The 18,364-nt window shown below is 49.6% G+C and carries 16 protein-coding genes; 5 read left to right on the forward strand and 11 right to left on the reverse strand.

Translation table 11 applies throughout. The annotated features are described in order from the left end of the window. The first annotated feature begins 4 nt into the window (after positions 1-4). Both DXD78_RS11200 and nuoE read left to right on the forward strand, forming a co-directional pair. Entirely contained in the window at positions 5-1,771 is a 1,767-nt protein-coding gene (locus tag DXD78_RS11200; RefSeq protein ID WP_009038606.1) for an NADH-dependent [FeFe] hydrogenase, group A6, read from the forward strand. 21 nt (positions 1,772-1,792) lie between these two features. Next, positions 1,793-2,269: an NADH-quinone oxidoreductase subunit NuoE gene (gene nuoE / locus DXD78_RS11205; RefSeq protein ID WP_005836594.1), complete on the forward strand. Its 477-nt coding sequence runs from the start codon at positions 1,793-1,795 to the stop codon at positions 2,267-2,269. Between the two features lie 6 nt (positions 2,270-2,275). On the opposite strand, the gene hydF is transcribed toward nuoE, so the two are convergent. The 4 genes from hydF to DXD78_RS11225 are packed head-to-tail and all read right to left on the reverse strand — an operon-like array spanning position 2,276 to position 7,502. Beyond that, positions 2,276-3,484, reverse strand: a complete 1,209-nt coding sequence (hydF, locus tag DXD78_RS11210; RefSeq protein WP_009038607.1) for a [FeFe] hydrogenase H-cluster maturation GTPase HydF — start codon at positions 3,482-3,484, stop codon at positions 2,276-2,278. An 11-nt stretch (positions 3,485-3,495) separates the two neighbouring features. Further along, positions 3,496-4,914 carry a [FeFe] hydrogenase H-cluster radical SAM maturase HydG gene (hydG, locus tag DXD78_RS11215; protein WP_009038608.1) on the reverse strand — a complete coding sequence of 473 codons (1,419 nt, stop codon included), beginning with the start codon at positions 4,912-4,914 and terminating at the stop codon, positions 3,496-3,498. A gap of 52 nt (positions 4,915-4,966) precedes the next feature. Next, positions 4,967-6,025 carry a [FeFe] hydrogenase H-cluster radical SAM maturase HydE gene (gene hydE, locus DXD78_RS11220; RefSeq protein ID WP_009038609.1) on the reverse strand — a complete coding sequence of 353 codons (1,059 nt, stop codon included), beginning with the start codon at positions 6,023-6,025 and terminating at the stop codon, positions 4,967-4,969. Between the two features lie 16 nt (positions 6,026-6,041). Next, positions 6,042-7,502, reverse strand: coding sequence for a monomeric [FeFe] hydrogenase (locus DXD78_RS11225; protein WP_009038610.1), 1,461 nt, complete (start codon positions 7,500-7,502; stop codon positions 6,042-6,044). Between the two features lie 107 nt (positions 7,503-7,609). Between DXD78_RS11225 and DXD78_RS11230 the strand changes: the two genes are divergently transcribed. Then, positions 7,610-8,107: a GNAT family N-acetyltransferase gene (locus DXD78_RS11230; RefSeq protein WP_005836588.1), complete on the forward strand. Its 498-nt coding sequence runs from the start codon at positions 7,610-7,612 to the stop codon at positions 8,105-8,107. Positions 8,108-8,196: 89 nt separating this feature from the next. Here DXD78_RS11230 and DXD78_RS11235 read toward each other — a convergent pair whose 3' ends face one another. The 3 genes from DXD78_RS11235 to uvrA form a co-directional block, all read right to left on the reverse strand. Then, on the reverse strand, positions 8,197-9,717 hold the full coding sequence (locus DXD78_RS11235) for a peptide MFS transporter (protein WP_005836587.1): 1,521 nt from the start codon (positions 9,715-9,717) through the stop codon (positions 8,197-8,199). A 117-nt stretch (positions 9,718-9,834) separates the two neighbouring features. Next, on the reverse strand, positions 9,835-10,314 hold the full coding sequence (gene ybaK / locus DXD78_RS11240; RefSeq protein WP_005825350.1) for a Cys-tRNA(Pro) deacylase: 480 nt from the start codon (positions 10,312-10,314) through the stop codon (positions 9,835-9,837). A gap of 25 nt (positions 10,315-10,339) precedes the next feature. Beyond that, entirely contained in the window at positions 10,340-13,171 is a 2,832-nt protein-coding gene (uvrA, locus tag DXD78_RS11245; protein WP_009038611.1) for an excinuclease ABC subunit UvrA, read from the reverse strand. A gap of 189 nt (positions 13,172-13,360) precedes the next feature. Here uvrA and DXD78_RS11255 point away from each other — a divergent pair, with 189 nt between their 5' ends. Continuing rightward, positions 13,361-15,151, forward strand: a complete 1,791-nt coding sequence (locus DXD78_RS11255; RefSeq protein ID WP_009038612.1) for a LysM peptidoglycan-binding domain-containing protein — start codon at positions 13,361-13,363, stop codon at positions 15,149-15,151. A 73-nt stretch (positions 15,152-15,224) separates the two neighbouring features. Continuing rightward, complete coding sequence (locus DXD78_RS11260; RefSeq protein WP_009038613.1) at positions 15,225-15,926, forward strand: porin family protein; 702 nt, start codon at positions 15,225-15,227, stop codon at positions 15,924-15,926. Between the two features lie 168 nt (positions 15,927-16,094). On the opposite strand, the gene DXD78_RS11265 is transcribed toward DXD78_RS11260, so the two are convergent. The 4 genes from DXD78_RS11265 to DXD78_RS11280 form a co-directional block, all read right to left on the reverse strand. Further along, entirely contained in the window at positions 16,095-16,556 is a 462-nt protein-coding gene (locus DXD78_RS11265) for a DUF4293 domain-containing protein (RefSeq protein ID WP_005825355.1), read from the reverse strand. After that, entirely contained in the window at positions 16,556-16,891 is a 336-nt protein-coding gene (locus DXD78_RS11270; RefSeq protein ID WP_005825356.1) for a DNA-directed RNA polymerase subunit omega, read from the reverse strand. The genes DXD78_RS11265 and DXD78_RS11270 overlap by 1 nt, the downstream gene beginning before the upstream one ends. 24 nt (positions 16,892-16,915) lie before the next feature. After that, positions 16,916-17,734 (reverse strand): outer membrane protein assembly factor BamD, encoded by an 819-nt coding sequence (locus DXD78_RS11275; protein WP_009038614.1) that lies wholly within the window; start codon positions 17,732-17,734, stop codon positions 16,916-16,918. Between the two features lie 189 nt (positions 17,735-17,923). After that, positions 17,924-18,349 (reverse strand): amino acid-binding protein, encoded by a 426-nt coding sequence (locus DXD78_RS11280; protein WP_005825359.1) that lies wholly within the window; start codon positions 18,347-18,349, stop codon positions 17,924-17,926. Between the last annotated feature and the right edge of the window lie 15 nt (positions 18,350-18,364).

Genomic DNA, 18,364 nt, shown 5'->3' on the forward strand with positions numbered 1-18,364 from the left:
TGCCATGGAAAAGAAACAAATTACCCTGCAAATAGACCGGCACTACATCACCGTGCCCGAAGGCGCTACCATCCTGAAAGCCGCCCGCAAAATAGGTATCGACATCCCTACCCTTTGTCACATCGACCTGAAGGGTACCTGCATCAAGAACAACCCCGCATCGTGCCGCATCTGTGTGGTTGAAGTGGAAGGACGGCGCAACCTCGCCCCCGCCTGCGCCACCCGCTGTACGGAGGAAATGGTGGTGCGTACCAGCACCCTGCGCGTGATGAATGCCCGCAAGGTGGTTGCCGAACTCATCCTGTCCGACCATCCCAACGACTGCCTCACCTGCCCCAAATGCGGCAACTGCGAGCTACAAACGCTGGCACTGCGCTTCAACATCCGCACCATGCCCTTCAACGGCGGCGAGCTATCACCCCGCAAGCGGGAGGTGACTTCGTCCATCGTCCGCAACATGGACAAATGTATCTTCTGCCGCCGCTGCGAGAGTGTCTGCAACGACGTGCAGACCGTAGGCGCGCTGGGTGCCATCCGCCGCGGATTCAACACCACCATTGCCCCCGCCTTCGACAAGATGATGACGGACAGTGAGTGCACCTACTGCGGGCAGTGCGTAGCCGTCTGCCCCGTAGGCGCGTTGACGGAACGCGACCATACCAACCGCCTGCTCGAGGACCTTGCCAATCCAGACAAAGTGGTCATTGTGCAGACGGCACCTGCCGTACGAGCCGCCCTGGGCGAAGAGTTCGGTCTGCCCCCCGGCACACTGGTGACGGGCAAGATGGTATATGCCCTGCGCGAACTGGGTTTCGACTACGTGTTCGACACGGACTTTGCCGCCGACCTCACCATCATGGAAGAAGGAGCCGAGATACTGAACCGCCTGACCCGTTACCTCCAAGGCGACAAGTCCGTCCGCCTGCCTATCCTTACCTCCTGCTGTCCGGCATGGGTCAACTTCTTCGAGCACCACTTCCCCGACATGCTCGACATACCCTCTACGGCACGCTCGCCGCAACAGATGTTCGGCTCCATAGCCAAGACATTCTGGGCAAAGAAGATGGGCATTCCCCGTGAGAAGCTGGTAGTGGTATCCATCATGCCCTGCCTGGCAAAGAAATACGAATGCGACCGAGAGGAGTTCAAGACAGACGGCAATCCCGACGTGGACTACTCCATATCCACCCGCGAGCTGGCACGCCTCATCCGACGCGCCAACATAGGATTCACACTGCTGACCGATAAAGAGTTCGACCTGCCGATGGGAGCCTCAACGGGTGCAGGCGTTATCTTCGGCACTACCGGCGGCGTGATGGAGGCAGTCTTGCGCTCCGTCTACGAAATCTATACGGGACGGACGCTGGATAATGTAAACTTTGAGCAAGTGCGCGGACTCGCCGGTGTACGCCGCGCCACCATCGACCTGGACGGCTTTGAACTGAAAGTAGGCATCGCCCACGGTCTGGGCAATGCACGCCATCTGCTGGAGGACATCCGCAACGGGCACAACGAGTATCATGTAATTGAAATCATGGCTTGTCCCGGCGGCTGTATCGGCGGTGGCGGCCAACCGCTGCACCACGGCAATTCGGACGTGCTCTATGCACGTGCCAATGCGCTGTATCGCGAGGACGCCAACAAACCGTTGCGGAAGTCGCACGAGAACCCCTATATCAAGACACTGTATGAAGAGTATCTGGGCAAGCCGCTCAGTGAAACCGCGGAACATCTGCTGCATACACACTACTTCAACAAGTCTATGGATTAACCGCTAAAAAACAGAAGAACTATGTCAGAAATAAAATTGGCTTGTGACGTTGTCAAACAAGTGCGTGCCATTTGTGACAAGCATGGCAACCAGCCCGGCGAACTTATCAATATACTCCACGAAGCCCAGCACCTACACGGCTACCTGCCCGAAGAGATGCAGCGTATCATTGCCGCCCAACTGGGTATTCCCGTATCTCGCGTGTACGGCGTGGTGACGTTCTATACTTTCTTTACGATGCTGCCCAAGGGGAAGCATCCCATCTCCGTGTGTATGGGTACCGCCTGCTACGTGCGTGGTTCGGAGAAACTGCTCGAAGAGTTCAAACGCGTGCTGGGCATTGAAGTGGGCGAAACGACTCCGGACGGCAAATTCTCCCTCGACTGCCTGCGTTGCGTAGGCGCCTGCGGACTGGCACCCGTAGTGATGATTGGCGAAAAGGTGTACGGAAGGCTGCAACCAATTGATGTTAAGAAGATATTGGAGGAGCTGGAATAACTCATTTCAACCTTGCGGATATCCATCCCAAGGAATGATTATCTTGTCCAGTATACCACTCAGGCAGGCTATTGCCACTCCGTAGTTCGTCATAGGAATATGTTGCGCACGGGCATGGGCTATACGATTGAGCACATATTTCCGGTTGAACATGCAGGCGCCGCAATGGATAATCAAATCATATCGGGACAAGTCTATGGGAAAGTCATTTCCGGAGACGAAGTCTATCTGCAACTCCCCGCCGATGCGTTTTCGTAGCAGGCGGGGAATTTTGACGGTACCGATGTCCTCAGTCAGCGGAGCATGGGTGCAGGCTTCGGCTATCAGTACACGCGATTGGGGTGTCAAGCTATGGATAGCGGCAGCCCCCTCCACGAAGGCATTGATATCTCCTTTATAACCGGCAAAAAGAACCGAGAAGGAAGTAAGACTACTCTCGGCAGGCTTTTGCTGATAGACGATGGGAAATACTTGTGAATCGGTGATAATCAGCTTGGGCGGACGGGCAAGGGCTTGCAGGGAAACTTGCAGCTTGTCGGTGGTGCAACTCATCACCAGGCACTTCTTGTCCAGCAACTCGCGGATGGTCTGCACTTGCGGAAGAATGAGACGGCCTTTTGGGGCTTGCATATCCTGGGGCATAACCAGTAGGACGACATCACCCTCGCTTACCAAGTTTCCCGTGATGGTCTGCTCACCAAAATTCTCGGGAAGCTTTTCGAGAATAGCATCGAAGATGCCTTGAATGCCGGTACCCTCTTTGGCACTGACCACAACGGGAACCTGCCCGCACTCCTTTTCAATCCGAAGCACCACGGAAGCGGTGTCTTGACGCGAATCAGCTTTATTCAGTATCAGTATCACGGGAATTTCGCGCGCTGCCAGCAGCTTTATCCATTGCTGTTCCAGCGTTCCGTCAGCTTCATAGAGCAAGAGGGCGATGTCCGCTTTCTCCACCGTCTTTAAGGTACGCTCCACGCGCATACCGCCCAACTCGCCTTCGTCATCATCAAAACCGGGGGTATCGATAAAAAGGCACGGTCCCAAAGGATATACCTCCATGGCTTTAGTCACGGGGTCGGTAGTAGTGCCGGGCGTTGCGGATACTAATGCCGTGTCTTGCCCGGTCAAGGCATTGACCAGGCTGGACTTTCCACTGTTCCGCCGCCCAAAGACGGCAATGTGCAGACGGTTGGAATGAGGTGTATTATTCATAAATCCGAAAGCTAAAATCTAAAGTCTCTTTTCCCTTCTCCTATTTCCTGGAGGTTGCGTTCGGCTATCGCCCGTATCTTAGGGTTCGGGATATGTGTCATCTCCTCACAAATCAGCCGTATGCCCTTCTCCTTGGTTTCGGGGGAAGCATAGTCCTCCAGATATTCTTTTAATGTCATCAGTGCATTGGGCTGACAGCAGTTTGCTATCTGTCCGCGCTTGACGAGCGACATGAAGCGGTCTCCGGTACGTCCCTTACGGTAGCAGGCGGTGCAGAAGCTGGGGATATGCCCCAGGTCGAGCAGCCAGCTCACCACTTCATCCAGCGTACGCCGGTCGCTCACATCGAATTGGGAGGAGTCTTCCTCTTTGGCTTCCGGCACGGCATAACCTCCTACGCTGGTGCGTGAACCGCCGCTTATCTGCGAAACACCCAGTTCGAGCACCCGACGGCGTACGGCTTCCGACTCACGGGTGGAAATAATCATTCCCGTATAAGGCACCGCAATACGCGCCACTGCCACAATACGGCAGAACATCTCATCCGAGATGGCATCGGGAAAATCTTCGGTCGAAATGTCATCTGCCGGACAGATACGCGGCACGCTGATAGTATGCGGACCCACGCCAAAGGCAGCTTCCAGATGTTCGGCATGCATCAGCAGTCCTACGAAGTCATAGCGATAGGTGTTCAGACCGAACAATACGCCGATACCTACGTCATCGATGCCGCCCTCCATGGCGCGGTCCATCGCTTCGGTGTGGTAGGCATAGTTACTCTTGGGTCCTGTGGGATGCAGGGCTTCGTAATGCTCTTTGCTGTAAGTCTCTTGAAAAAGGATATAGGTGCCGATGCCTGCTTCTTTCAGCAACCGGTAGTTCTCCACCGTAGTGGCGGCTATGTTGACATTCACCCGGCGGATGGCTCCGTTTTTGTGATGGATGCTGTAAATGGTGCGGATGGACTCCAGGATATAGTCGATAGGGTTGTTTCGCGGGTCCTCTCCGGCTTCCAGGGCAAGGCGTTTATGCCCCATGTCCTGCAAGGCGACAACCTCGCGGCGTATCTCCTCTTGCGAGAGTTTCTTGCGGGGAATGGTACGGTTCTTGGCATGATACGGGCAATAGACGCAACCGTTCACGCAATAGTTGGAAAGATAAAGCGGGGCAAACATCACGATGCGGTTACCATAGAATTTCTGTTTGATTTCGCGTGCCAGATGGAAGATGCGCTCCACCAGTCCCGGCTCGTCACATTCCAGCAGCAGGGCTGCTTCCCGATGGGAAAGACCCTGGCACAAAGCAGCCTTGTCAATCAGACTTTCGATGAGCGGACGGTTGTTGCGGTTTACCTGCGCATACTCTAACGTATCCAATATCTCTTGGTGATTGATGAATTCTTCCGCTTGTCTTGACTTTATGTTATACACTTCGTAAATTGATAATTGGTAATTAAAATAAAGAATGAAGATTTGAAAATTATCAATTATCGACGGTCAATTCTCCATTCTCATAATCTCCTCTCTCTTTTGATACCTCGTAACCTATCCCTTTCAGTTGTTCCTCCAATTTTTGCAAACCTTCTGCGGCTTCGGCACCCGCAGAGGCTTTGTTATCATAGAGGGAGTACTTCGCTCGCTGGTTAGAAGGCGAAAGATTAGGCATCACGACATTGGCGCCTGCCAATATCCCCCGCTCCCGCCCGTCCGGAGCAAGTGTGGCCAGGGCAGTGGTAGCAGGTATCAGTGCGAAAGGCTGCATCAGCCGGAAGATAGAAAGCAACTTCAGCGTCAACTCCATATCTCCCGGAAGAAAAGAAGAAAACGGAGTATCGTGATGCGGAAGAAAAGGTCCCATGCCTATCATCTCCGGATGAAACCGTTCGATGAAAAGAATGTCTTCTACCAAATGGTCCACCGTCTGGTAAGGACTGCCTACCATGATTCCGGTTCCCACTTGATAGCCTATCTCCTTCAACCACTCCAGACATTGTAACCGGTGGGGAAGGGACATCTCTGCCGGATGGAGCTTGCGATAGTGCCCTTCGTTGCAGGTTTCGTGCCGTAACAGATAGCGGTTGGCACCTGCCAGGAAGAAACGTTCGTAGGCTTCCCGCGATTTCTCGCCCAAGGATAAGGTAATGGCACAATCCGGGAAGGATTGCCGGATGGCGGCAACTGTCTCCACCATCCCCTCATCCTTCACCGCCGGCGCTTCGCCCCCTTGCAGCACAAAGGTTCGAAAGCCCAACCGATAGCCTTCATGGCAACACGAAAGAATCTCCTCCTGCGCCAGCTCATAACGGACTATGTTCCGGTTCTCCTTCCGTATGCCGCAATAGTAGCAGTTATTGCGGCAATGGTTGGTTATCTCAATCAGTCCGCGAATGAAGATTTTATTGCCAAAGCGAGCAAGCGCTTCTTCCCGGGCAAGCTCCTGCAGGTAGGCTGCAAGTTCTATGTCCCGGCTAAGAAGCAAGGCTTTATACTCCCCGGCATCCAGCCTGCGATTGCTCCGCAATTTGTCAATCAAATGCTTCATATAAACGGACAAAGGGCTAATACGTCTCTTTTCTCTTTGCCAACTCCTGCGTCAGCTGGCGCTTTCCGGCAGTTATTTCATTATGCGAACATGGCCCGGTAATACAACCGCCCTCGCAAGCCATCACTTCAATAAATTGCCCCGGAGCCTTGCCCGACTTGGCGTAAGCACGCAACGCACCGATAGCCTTCTTATCCAGATTAGCCATTTGTACGGCATTGATTTTGTCTGCCTCTTCCTTCAGATAGGCTTTCACGGCACCCATCACGCCCCCCGCCTGCGCAAAGCCATGCGCCTCGCGCACGGAAGTGAAACTCATGGAATAGGGCTGTGCCTGCTCCATCTGAATATCCAATCCGGCAAGCACGGAAGCCACCTCCTCGAAAGTCATGATAAAGTCCACCGCCTCGTCGCGCTGCGCCTCTTTGCGCTTGGCAACGCAAGGACCTATGAAGACCACCTTCGCATCCGGATACTTCTCTTTAGCAATGCGGGCAGCATAATACATCGGCGAACCGGTGCCCGACACGTAAGGCTTCATGGCAGGAATATGCTTGTTCACCAATTCTATATAAGACGGACAGCAGGAAGTCGTCATAAACTTCTGACCCTCCTCCAGCTTCTCAATCAGCTCGTGCGCCTCGTTGCTGACGGTATCCATCGCTCCCTGAGCCACCTCGATGACATCCGTAAAACCGACTTGTTTCAATGCGCCATATACTTGTTCAATAGTCGTCTTGAACTGCCCCAGGATGGACGGAGCCACGATAGCCACCACCTGCTCACCCTTGCGGATTCCGTGCAACACGTCGAACACCTGCGATATTTCGAAAATTGCTCCGAATGGACATGCATTGAGACACTTTCCGCAATAGATACATTTGCTTTCGTCAATATGCTCTATCCCCTTCTCATCCTTACTGATGGCTTTCACGGGACAAGCTTCCTCACAAGGTACGGGAATATAAACAATGGCATGGTAGGGACAACTCTTATGGCAGATGCCGCAACTGATACATGCATCATGGTCAATCCATGCCTGACCGCTCTCCTTGACATGCACTGCCTTTTTGGGACAATTCACCTGGCAACTGCGTGCCGTACATCCGCGGCAGAGGTTCGTAATCTCGTAGTTAATCTGCACACATGCCGAACAAGCTTCGTCAATCACACACATGATATTGTCTTTCGGCCTGCCATTTTCCGCTCTGTCCAGTGCACGGGCAGCGTACTCCGACAAGGAGGTCAACTCATCCGTCTCATCCTCCATATCGAGTCCCAGCAGCGGCAATGACTTGTATTTCCACACCGCACGCTCTTTGTGCACGCAGCAGCGTCCCGCATGCTTGGACCGTCTCGGACTCAGTTCGATGGGCAGCCGGTCTATTTTATCCACAAGTTCGTTGTTATTCCACAGCTTTACCAGTTCCTTCAGCAATCTGTGGCGGACAATCATAATGTTGCTCGTAAATGCCATAATTTTTAAAATCAGAATTAGTTAGTTCGGTAACGGTCTGCAAAGATAACGATTGTTTCACAAAAAAGGCTTAACTTTACGCCCCAAACAATATAAATACAACCGATATGTTTACCATAAGAAAAGCAACGACAGCAGATTGCGCACTGATTCAGAAACTTGCGCAGCAAATATTTCCCGTCACGTATAAGGACATCCTTACTCCCGAGCAGACCGACTACATGATGGAATGGATGTATTCATTGGACAATATCCGTAAACAAATGGAGGAGGAAGGCCACGTCTACTTCCTGGCCTACGAGGAATGTGAAGCAGCGGGCTATGTGTCCGTGCAGCAGCAAGGGGAAGATTTGTTCCACCTGCAAAAGATTTATGTACTCCCCTACTACCAGGGTGCACACTGCGGCAGTTTCCTCTTCCGCGAAGCCATCAAGTACATCAAGGAAGTGCATCCCGGACCTTGTCTGATGGAACTGAATGTGAACCGCCACAACAAGGCACTGCAGTTTTACGAGCACATGGGAATGAGGAAACTTCGCGAGGGAGATTTCCCGATAGGAAACGGATATTACATGAACGACTATATCATGGGGCTGGACATCTGAACCCCGGCATTAAAACCCCTCCTAAAACTAAAGGCTGCGCAGTTCATTACGAACATTGCGCAGCCTTTAGTTTTATCTTTCGTTTCCGATTACTTCGCCACCTTTTCAAGCCATTTCAGCATGAACAGCATGGTGAACATGGAAATGCAGCACGCTACTACGAATACCGTCCACGTCATCCAGATAGGGATACTTTCGTAGAGGATAGCACCGATAACAAGCAACTGGTTACCAATGGCAGTAGCACCCAGCCAACCGCCCTGCATGATACCCTGGTATTTGGGAGGAGCCACCTTGGACACGAATGAAATGCCCAACGGAGATATGTACAACTCGGCAACGGTCAATATCAGATAAGTAACCATCAGCAACAGCGGAGTCACTTTCACCGGAGAGGTACCCAGAGCGATAATATCCTTGTGCATCGGCAAGTTGCTTACATAAGAACCGATAGCCATTATAAGGAAGCCAGTGGCAGCAATACCCATACCGATGGCAATCTTCCGAGGAGTGGAAGGCTCTTTACCTTTGGCACGCTGTGCTGCAAAGACAGCCATGATAACCGGCGTCAGAGATACCACAAAAATCGGATTCAAAGACTGGAACAGCTCAGCGGAAATAGCCATGCCGAACAAATTCAAATCTGTATATTCCTTGGCAAAATACGTCAGTGTCAACCCATTCTGATGGAACGAGAACCAGAAGAAAATTACCACACCGAATACGGCAAACAATGCATACATGCGCTGTCTTACCTCTTGTGCGCTCATCTCCACTATAGTGGCGTCGCCCGCTTTTGCAGCCACCTTCTTGCTGGGATCGGGGAATTTCTTTCTGTTGATGACGAAAATTACCAAAGAGAGAACCATAGCCAGGATAGCTACACCGAACGCATAGTGGAAACCGGTAGTAAACACGTTCAGATATTCATTGGCAAATACCGTCATATCCGTTACGGGCGTTCCGGAAATAGTGGCTTTGGCTGCCAGTGCACTATAAGTGTCCACAGCCTCAGGAGTCAGCGTTCCAGCCAGATGTCCGTGGCAAAGGGCAGGCAGGTCGGCATCATAATTGTAGCCGAATGTGGACAACCACCAGTTACGCACGCCTACTGCGGCAAACGGAGCAAAGATGGCACCTACATTGATGAACATATAGAATAAGGAGAAACCGGAATCGCGCATGCTGGAGTACTGGGGATTGTCGTACATCTGCCCTACCAGCGCTTGAAGATTTCCCTTGAAAAGACCATTTCCGAAAGCAATGACAAACAAGGCTGCACAAGTAATCACCAGAAACAAGGTCTTATTGGCAACCGGTGTAGGAGACGGGATGGCCAGCATCAAGTAACCTACCGCCATCAAGACAATACCGGCAAAGATGGTACCTTTGTAATTACGGGTTCTGTCGGCAATAATACCACCTATCAATGCAAGAATGTAAATAGAAAAATAAAATGTTGAGTAGATCAAACCTGCCTCTTTTCCATCCAGTCCGAACTTGGCTTGCAAAAAAAGTACAAGAATGGCCATCATGGTATAAAAGCCGAAACGCTCGCCCAAATTAGCAAAGGATGCGGCAATCAGACCTTTAGGGTGTTTGTTGAACATAAAAATTAGTTTTTAGAATTAGTAATTGGATTGATTTCTTGAATAATTCCTGCAAATATATAAATTCTATTGAAGATTTCCTTATAAAATTAAAATATCTCGGCAGAAATAGAAGATTTATTCATTAAAAAGAATACAAACCTCTGCATGCACTTCCCTTACCAAATCCTTCGGATCCAACTTAAGCTGCAAACCGCGTTGTCCGGCACTGATATAGATATACGGAAACCGCAGGCACGTTTCATGGATATAGGTAGGGAAAGGTTTCTTCATGCCGATGGGTGAACACCCACCCCGGATATAGCCAGTCAGAGGTAAAAGTTCCTTAACCGGGATAAGGTCACATTTTTTGTTTCCTGACGCTTTTGCCGCCAGCTTCAAATCCACTTCGTGCTCACCCGGGATGACACAGACAAAATAACCGGATTTATCACCGTGAAGAATCAGCGTCTTGAACACGCAATTGATGTCCTCACCCAAACTGGCAGCTACATGCACTGCACTTAAGTCGTTCTCATCCACCTCGTAGGGAATGAGCTCATACGCAATCTTGGCCTTGTCGAGAAGCCTTGCTGCATTCGTCTTATTGATTTTCATAATATTCTCTATGATGAGACAATTATCACTTGATATTCAATTCTTCACGCAGGAACTTAGGCGTATAGCCTTTCTTGCTTTTAGCAACCTCTTCCGGGGTTCCGCAGGAAAGGAGTTCTCCCCCTCCCTTACCGCCTTCTGGCCCCATATCGATGATATAGTCCGCCATCTTGATGACATCGAGATTATGCTCTATGACGATGACGGTATTCCCTTTGTCTACAAGTTTGTTCAACACGTTCATCAAAACGCGGATATCTTCGAAATGAAGTCCGGTAGTAGGTTCGTCAAGGATATACAGAGTCTTGCCCGTATCACGTTTGGAAAGTTCCGTAGCCAACTTCACGCGCTGGCTCTCACCTCCGGAGAGCGTGGTGGAAGACTGGCCCAACTTGATATAACCCAATCCCACTTCCTGGATAACCTTAATTTTGTTCAATATCTGAGGCACATTCTCGAAAAACTCCACCGCACGGTTGATGGTCATATCCAGCACATCGGCAATGGATTTTCCCTTAAAACGCACTTCCAGCGTCTCTCGGTTGTAACGCTTGCCGTGACATACCTCGCATGGCACATACACATCCGGCAGGAAATTCATCTCAATGCACTTGTACCCATTGCCTTGGCAAGCTTCGCAGCGTCCGCCACTGACGTTGAAGGAGAAGCGTCCCGCCTTATATCCACGTATCTTCGCTTCGGGCAAGCCGACAAACAGATTGCGGATATCGGAAAACACACCGGTATAAGTGGCAGGATTGGAACGCGGCGTTCGTCCCAAAGGAGACTGGTCCACATTCACCACCTTGTCTATATATTCCAGCCCTTCAATACTATCATAGTCCAAAGGATCCTGCAGTGAACGATAGAACTTCTGCGAAAGAATAGGCTGCAACGTCTCGTTGATAAGCGTGGACTTGCCACTGCCGGAAACACCGGTAACGCAAATCAGCTTGCCCAGCGGGAACTCCACATCCACATCCTTCAGATTATTACCTTTGGCGCCACGCAGCCACAGACTGTGTCCATTGCCCTCGCGACGCTTGGCAGGCACCTCAATGGCACGCTCACCATTCAAGTATTGGGAAGTCAGCGTATGCGTCCGTAGCATTTCACGGGGAGTACCGGTAAAGACAACATCCCCTCCCAGCCTACCGGCTTTCGGCCCCATATCAATGACATAATCGGCGGCGAGCATCATATCCTTGTCATGCTCCACCACAATGACGGAGTTGCCAATGTCACGCAGTTCCTTCAAAGAGTGTATCAAGCGCTGGTTGTCGCGTTGGTGCAGGCCGATACTCGGCTCATCCAATATATACAGCACATTCACCAGCTGTGAACCTATCTGTGTAGCCAGGCGGATACGCTGGCTTTCACCACCGGAAAGGCTGACGGAACTACGGTTCAGCGAAAGATAATCCAGACCTACATCAAGCAGAAATTTGAGCCGTGTACGGATTTCCTTCAGGATTTCACCGGCAATCTGCCGTTGCTTGCTACTAAGATACGGGTCTACGTTTACCAGCCAGTCATACAGCTCATTGATGTCCATCGTAGACAATTCGTAGATGTTCTTGTCGTGAATGCGGAATGAAAGCGCTTCCTTATTCAACTTGGCGCCATGACACTCCGGACAAACGGCAGTCTTGGCAAACTGGTCCGCCCACTTCTGTGCCGTGGCAGAAGCATCCTTCTCCTGCAGCATCTGGATATACTTTACAACCCCCTCAAACGTCACAAAATAATCGGAAGAGGTGCCTATCAGTGAACTCTTTATCTTGATACGCTCGTCCGAGCCGTAGAGAATCTCGTCGATGGCATCCTCCGGCAAGTCTTTGACCGGTGTTTTCAGCGTCGCTTCATATTTCTCCAGCAAGGCGGTAATCTGCCAGAAAATCATGCTGTTCTTGGCTTTCCCCAACGGTGCGATGGCACCTCCGGCAATGGAGAGCTCACGGTCGGGAATCACCTTGTCAATATCAATCTGGCTGACCACCCCTAACCCCTTACACTTAGGACATGCACCTTGCGGCGAATTGAAGGAAAAGTTGTGCGGCGCCGGTTCCCGATAGGACAACCCCGTCACGGGACACATCAGCCGTTTGCTGTAATGGCGCACGCTATCCGTCTGCGCATCGAGTATCATCAGCAATCCGTCACCTTGGCGCATGGCAGTGGCCACGCTGTTCTTCAGGCGTGTGTCATCCTTGTCCGTCACCACCAGCTTGTCTATCACCACCTCCACATCATGGTTCTTATAGCGGTCCAGCTTCATGCCTGGCAAGGCTTCGCACACCTCACCATCCACACGTACGTAGAGATAGCCTTTCTTGCGCACCTGCTCGAAGAGCTCCTTGTAATGCCCCTTACGGCTGCGCACCAGTGGAGCAAGGATATAAATGCGTTTTCCTTTGTAATCCTTCAGGATAAGATCGAGTATCTGTTCCTCGGTATACTTCACCATCTTCTCGCCGGAGAGATAAGAATAAGCCTCTCCTGCACGGGCATACAACAAACGAAGGTAATCATAAACCTCTGTCGTTGTACCCACCGTGGAACGTGGATTCTTATTCGTGGTTTTCTGCTCGATGGAGATAACCGGACTCAGTCCCGTTATCTTATCCACGTCCGGACGTTCCAAATTTCCCAGGAAGTTACGGGCATAGGCTGAAAAGGTCTCGATATAGCGGCGCTGCCCTTCGGCAAAAATAGTATCGAATGCCAAAGAGGACTTGCCGCTTCCGCTCAGGCCTGTAATCACAGTCAGGCTGTTACGGGGAATCTCGGCATCGATATTCTTGAGGTTGTGCACGCGCGCACCATATACATTGATATATTCTGTTTCTTCTTGCATGTTGATTTATCCTATCGTTTTAACTGCAAAAATAACTGTTTCCCCCCGAATATCAGCCGAAAAGCGCTATTTTTCAGTTTTGAAATGCACAATATTATTTCTTAACGCAATCCTTTGGTTTGAATGCCACAATATTCGTACCTTTGCAGCTACTTTGGGAAATTGTAAACATAAACCAACGATTACTGAATGAAAACGATTAACCGCATTATCTGCTCCCTGCTGCTTGCCAGTGCATGCAGTATCGGTGCAATAGCACAAGAGAATCAATCTTATTTTCTGCATACTATCGAAAAAGGACAAAGTCTCTACTCCATCGCCAGCATGTACGGCGTCAGCCAGTCGGACATCATCAAACTGAACCCCGGCAGTGACGAGAAAATATTCATCGGACGCACATTGCGTATTCCACGCAGCGCTGCCAACATACAAAAAGAAACATACCATACCATCGAAACCGGTGAGACCCTTTACCGACTGACCGTGAAATACAATGTATCTGCCAAAGCCATCTGTGACGCCAACCCGGGACTGAGCGCCGAGAATTTCCGTATCGGACAAGTAATCCGTATCCCTTCCACAACCGAGCCCCAAACCATGGTCCCGGTTGAGACACAAAGCAGCACTGTGGTTGCCAACAACAATATTCTCGGCCCCGTAGAGTCACGATGCCGTGACATGCATAAAGTGAAGCGGAAAGAAACCGTATTCAGCATCAGCCGTGAATACGGCATCAGCGAAGCCGAACTGATAGCCGCCAACCCGGAATTAAAAGGCGAAAACAAAATAAAGAAGGGAACCTTCCTCTGCATTCCCTATCCCAAAGCACAGACGGAGCAAAATATCCAGTCGCAGGCAATACCTACCGACAGCGAGCTGTTCCGTGAAAACCGGAAAAAGACAGAACGCTTCAGCACCATCAAGGCTGCCGTCATCCTTCCCTTCCTGGACGGGGTATCAAAGAGCGAGTCTTCCCGTATGGTGGAATACTACGAAGGCCTGCTGATGGCCGTAGACAGCTTGAAACGTACTGGCACTTCCATTGACTTGTACACTTACAATTCTGGTCCCGAAAGTGCCTCGCTGAACTCCATCCTGGGCAAAAGCGAGATGAAAGACATGGACATCATCTTCGGGCCTCTGTACCAACAGCACATCAAACCTCTGGCCGAGTTTGCCAAGAAACAAGACACACGCCTGGTGATACCATTCACATCGAAAGACAACACGGTATTCCAGAATCCGACGGTCTATCAGATAAATACCCCCCAATCCTATCTGTACTCCGAGGTGTACGACCACTTTGTGCGCCAGTTCCCCAATGCCAACGTCATCTTCATTGAAGCCAGCCAGGGCACCAAGGACAAGGCAGAATTCATCAAGGGACTGAAAGATGAACTGCGCAACCGTTCCATCCCGATGAAGAGCCTGAAAGAGGATGTCACCGTAGAATCCCTGAAAACAGTATTACGCACGGACCGTGAGAATATCTTTATCCCCACATCCGGCAGTAACCTGACATTGATTAAGATACTTCCCCAATTGACCTTATTGGTGCGCGAACAACCCGAAAGCCGTATCCATCTGTTCGGCTATCCGGAATGGCAGACCTACACCAAAGACCACTTGGAAGCCTTCTTTGAACTGGACACCTATTTCTATTCCTCTTTCTATACCAACAACCTGCTGCCTGCCGCCATCAACTTTACCAAAAACTACCGCAGATGGTATGGCAAGGAGATGGACGAGCGCTATCCCAAATTCGGAATGCTGGGCTTCGATACCGGTTATTTCTTCCTGAAAGGACTTGCGCGCTATGGCTCTTCTTTCGAGAAGAACATGCAGGGACTGGATTTGATTCCCATCCAGACCGGCTTCAAGTTCCAACGGGTAAACAACTGGGGAGGCTTCATCAACAAGAAGGTGTTCTTCGTGCACTTCACCAAGAACTTTGAGCTGGTGAAGTTGGACTTTGATTAGGGATTAAGGATTAATAATCTGATAATCCACTATATAACTATTAACTTGTAGCTTGTAACTTATAACTTATAACATGAACCTGAGAACAATCATCATATTCGCCCTGCTGGTGTGTGCATGTATATTGCCCCTGCATGCGCAGGTGGGCGAGCAACGCCACAACTTCGCTGTGGGCGTCAATGGAGGCATCAATCTGAATAACGTAAGCTTCTCTCCCTCTGTCAAGCAGAAGAATCTGATGGGTATCAACGGCGGTGTAACAGCCCGATACATTTCCGAAAAATACTTCAGTATGATTTGCGGTGCACAAATCGAGCTGAACTTCTCACAACACGGTTGGGACGAGTATTACGAGGACTATCCCACACTGAGCTACACCCGCACCATGAACTATGTGGAAATACCGTTCCTGGCACATCTGGCATTCGGCAAGGACCGCGGTTTGCAATTCTTCATCCATGCCGGTCCGCAGATAGGTTTCCTGCTTGGCGACAGCGAAAAAATAGACGGCGACTGGGACGGCACTGTAGCAGAATCCTACACCAACATCACCGTGGAACAGCACGGCAAGGCCATAGACAACAAATTCGACTACGGCATTGCAGGCGGAGCAGGCATAGAGCTGCGCACCAAGGCAGGCAATTTCATCGTAGAAGGAAGATACTACTATGCTTTATCCGATTTCTATGGCAGCACCAAGAAAGACTTTTTCTCACGCTCCGCACACGGAGTCATTACGGCCAAGATAACTTATCTCTTCGACTTGAAGAAGTAATGCTTATAGGAGACACCCGTTTCCACACGTAGGAACGACAATTTCCTCTAATGGGAACAGTATAATGGAACGGCTTAACCTCAAGCGGAAACGATAAAAAAGGCAGACCACGTATTCCGAATGAAATACGTGGTCTGCCTTTTGTTATTATCAAGTAGATAAACCTTCTTATCTTCTTAAACGGTCTGCCGCCTTCACCATCACCTCATCTTTGTAGATGGCACGGAAGGCCAGATAGTTAAGGATGATGGCTACCACCGGAAGGCAAAGCGCCCATCCTAACTGGAAAGTCATTGCATCCAAATCACCCTTCAAAATAAACATAAATACACAGAAGGCTATGTAGTAGCCTATCAGCAGAATGCTGCTGAAAATCGTCATGCGTATTTGCAACATACGGTTACGGAAAAGGAATATCGTACAGAAGGCAACAAGTGCACTGAGCAACAATATCCCGAACAAGCCCCAAGTAGACTGAAATCCTCCGTCGGCCAAAGCCACTCCCAGAGGTTTGAAAACATGCGCCGTCACTCCGTCCGCTCCGATGAACTGTCCTACAGGCATGCAAATTGCCACAACCAACAGGATAGTTACCAACAACAAATAAACAGATTGAATACGTTGTATCATTACTGTAATTTTTCTTTTTCCTTAGCCGGGTTACGATAGTAAATCTTACCCTCCACATACTCTTGTGTTGCAATCAATGTCGGCTTCGGCAGTTTTTCGTAATAGCGGGAAATCTCAATCTGTTCCCGGTTTTCGAACACTTCTTCCAAATTATCATTGTAAGAGGCAAACTCAGCAAGCTTTTTGGAAAGGTCATTCTTGATTTCCACACTAATCTGGTTGGCACGTTTTCCGATAATCGCTACGCTTTCGTATACATTACCGGTATCCTCACACAACTCCATCATATCACGGGTCACCGTAGTAGTAGGAGCATTTGTCTTTCTGTAATCCATAAATTTATCTATTGTATTATTATATTATTGCTCTTCACTTCCTTCTCCCAGCATTTTCTGTGCTTCCTTAAAGATTCGGTCGACTTCCTTCATATACTTACTTTCGGGGAACTCATTTTTAAAGGCATAACATTCATCCACAGCTTCGCGGTAACGTTCTGCCCTTTTGTCTTCCACACTGTATACAGCCAACTCATACTTGGCACGCAAGATAAGAATGGATAAATCTTCACGCAGGTTGGTATAGGGATAATCCTTCAAAGCATTCTGCGCAGTGATAACGCAAGCCTGATAGTTGTTACCCAGATAATTACCCATATTATAATAAAGTTTTGCAGACAGATACTCCTTCATCACCAGCTTGTCCTGCAAGGCAAATATCATGTTCTGCGCCTCCTCTTTCTTGGAACTTTGCGGGAAGTATTCCATAAACATCTGCAACTGCTGGATGGCGCTATACGTGCCGGATTGGTCCAAACGCGGCTCCGGAGTATCCAGATACAAAGCTTTACCGGCGTGGAAACGTGCCAGTTCTGTGAATGTACCGCGGGGATAAACGTTGTAGTATTGAATGAAAGTCTGCGCAGCAGTCTGATAATCCTTCTGGTTATAGTAACTCATGCCCAGCATATAGAGGGATTCCTCTGCCTTATCAGTACCTTTGAGAATAGCAATCAATTCATTGAGCAAAGTGGCAGCACGGTTATACTGACCTTTTGCGAAGTAATTTTTTGCCGCTTCGTACTTGTATTCGTAATCTGTGCTTTTCAGCAATTTGTTGTATTCTCCACACGAGGAGAGCAGCAATGCTGCAAGCAGAGTTATTAGGATGTTCTTCTTCATTACTTTTGTTCAAATAATGCGCAAAGATAGGGGTTCGCATCGAATAAAGCAACGATACGAGCCTTAATTTTTCAAAAACCAGACGAACGGGCAGGAATTAGGGATGAATGGTGAAGGATTAGGGATTAGTGACTGTGCTATCAACTGCATAGTCCTCATCCCTAATCCTTCCTCCCTAATCCTTCGTTTTCACAGTTTATAGAGTTCGCTTGCCGCCAGCAAATCGACCTTTTTTTCTGTCAATACACGGATACAGTTATCCATGTCGTTGGGACGGATGATGACATTGGCCGTTTCACCATTGGCAAAGGAATACATGTACTCGATGAACACGCCTTCATCGGAGAGGAAACGGAGCACTTTCGCCAATGAGCCGGGGATATTGGGACAACTGATGCCTACTACATCCGTTACGTTCACTGCGAAGTGATTATCTTTCAAAGCCTTATATGCTTTATCCGGTTCGGAAACAATGCCACGAAGGATACCGAAATCGGCATTCTCTGCAATACATAGAGCAGAAAGGTTGACACCTTCTTTTGCAAGAACTTCAGTCACCTCTGTGAGGCGACCGGATTTGTTCTCCAGAAAAATGGAAAGTTGTTTTGCTACCATAGGTTTATTTACTAT

It is taken from the genome of Bacteroides sp. D20, assembly GCF_003436255.1.
In the GTDB taxonomy this organism is placed as follows: Bacteria; Bacteroidota; Bacteroidia; order Bacteroidales; family Bacteroidaceae; genus Bacteroides; species Bacteroides uniformis.

Bases quoted from the DNA above. Each gene is read 5' to 3' on its own strand.
- DXD78_RS11200 (WP_009038606.1), top strand. From the start codon at position 5: ATGGAAAAGAAACAAATTACCCTGCAAATAGACCGGCACTACATCACC.
- nuoE (WP_005836594.1), top strand. From the start codon at position 1,793: ATGTCAGAAATAAAATTGGCTTGTGACGTTGTCAAACAAGTGCGTGCC.
- hydF (WP_009038607.1), bottom strand. From the start codon at position 3,484: ATGAATAATACACCTCATTCCAACCGTCTGCACATTGCCGTCTTTGGG.
- hydE (WP_009038609.1), bottom strand. From the start codon at position 6,025: ATGAAGCATTTGATTGACAAATTGCGGAGCAATCGCAGGCTGGATGCC.
- DXD78_RS11225 (WP_009038610.1), bottom strand. From the start codon at position 7,502: ATGGCATTTACGAGCAACATTATGATTGTCCGCCACAGATTGCTGAAG.
- DXD78_RS11230 (WP_005836588.1), top strand. From the start codon at position 7,610: ATGTTTACCATAAGAAAAGCAACGACAGCAGATTGCGCACTGATTCAG.
- DXD78_RS11235 (WP_005836587.1), bottom strand. From the start codon at position 9,717: ATGTTCAACAAACACCCTAAAGGTCTGATTGCCGCATCCTTTGCTAAT.
- ybaK (WP_005825350.1), bottom strand. From the start codon at position 10,314: ATGAAAATCAATAAGACGAATGCAGCAAGGCTTCTCGACAAGGCCAAG.
- uvrA (WP_009038611.1), bottom strand. From the start codon at position 13,171: ATGCAAGAAGAAACAGAATATATCAATGTATATGGTGCGCGCGTGCAC.
- DXD78_RS11255 (WP_009038612.1), top strand. From the start codon at position 13,361: ATGAAAACGATTAACCGCATTATCTGCTCCCTGCTGCTTGCCAGTGCA.
- DXD78_RS11260 (WP_009038613.1), top strand. From the start codon at position 15,225: ATGAACCTGAGAACAATCATCATATTCGCCCTGCTGGTGTGTGCATGT.
- DXD78_RS11265 (WP_005825355.1), bottom strand. From the start codon at position 16,556: ATGATACAACGTATTCAATCTGTTTATTTGTTGTTGGTAACTATCCTG.
- DXD78_RS11270 (WP_005825356.1), bottom strand. From the start codon at position 16,891: ATGGATTACAGAAAGACAAATGCTCCTACTACTACGGTGACCCGTGAT.
- DXD78_RS11275 (WP_009038614.1), bottom strand. From the start codon at position 17,734: ATGAAGAAGAACATCCTAATAACTCTGCTTGCAGCATTGCTGCTCTCC.
- DXD78_RS11280 (WP_005825359.1), bottom strand. From the start codon at position 18,349: ATGGTAGCAAAACAACTTTCCATTTTTCTGGAGAACAAATCCGGTCGC.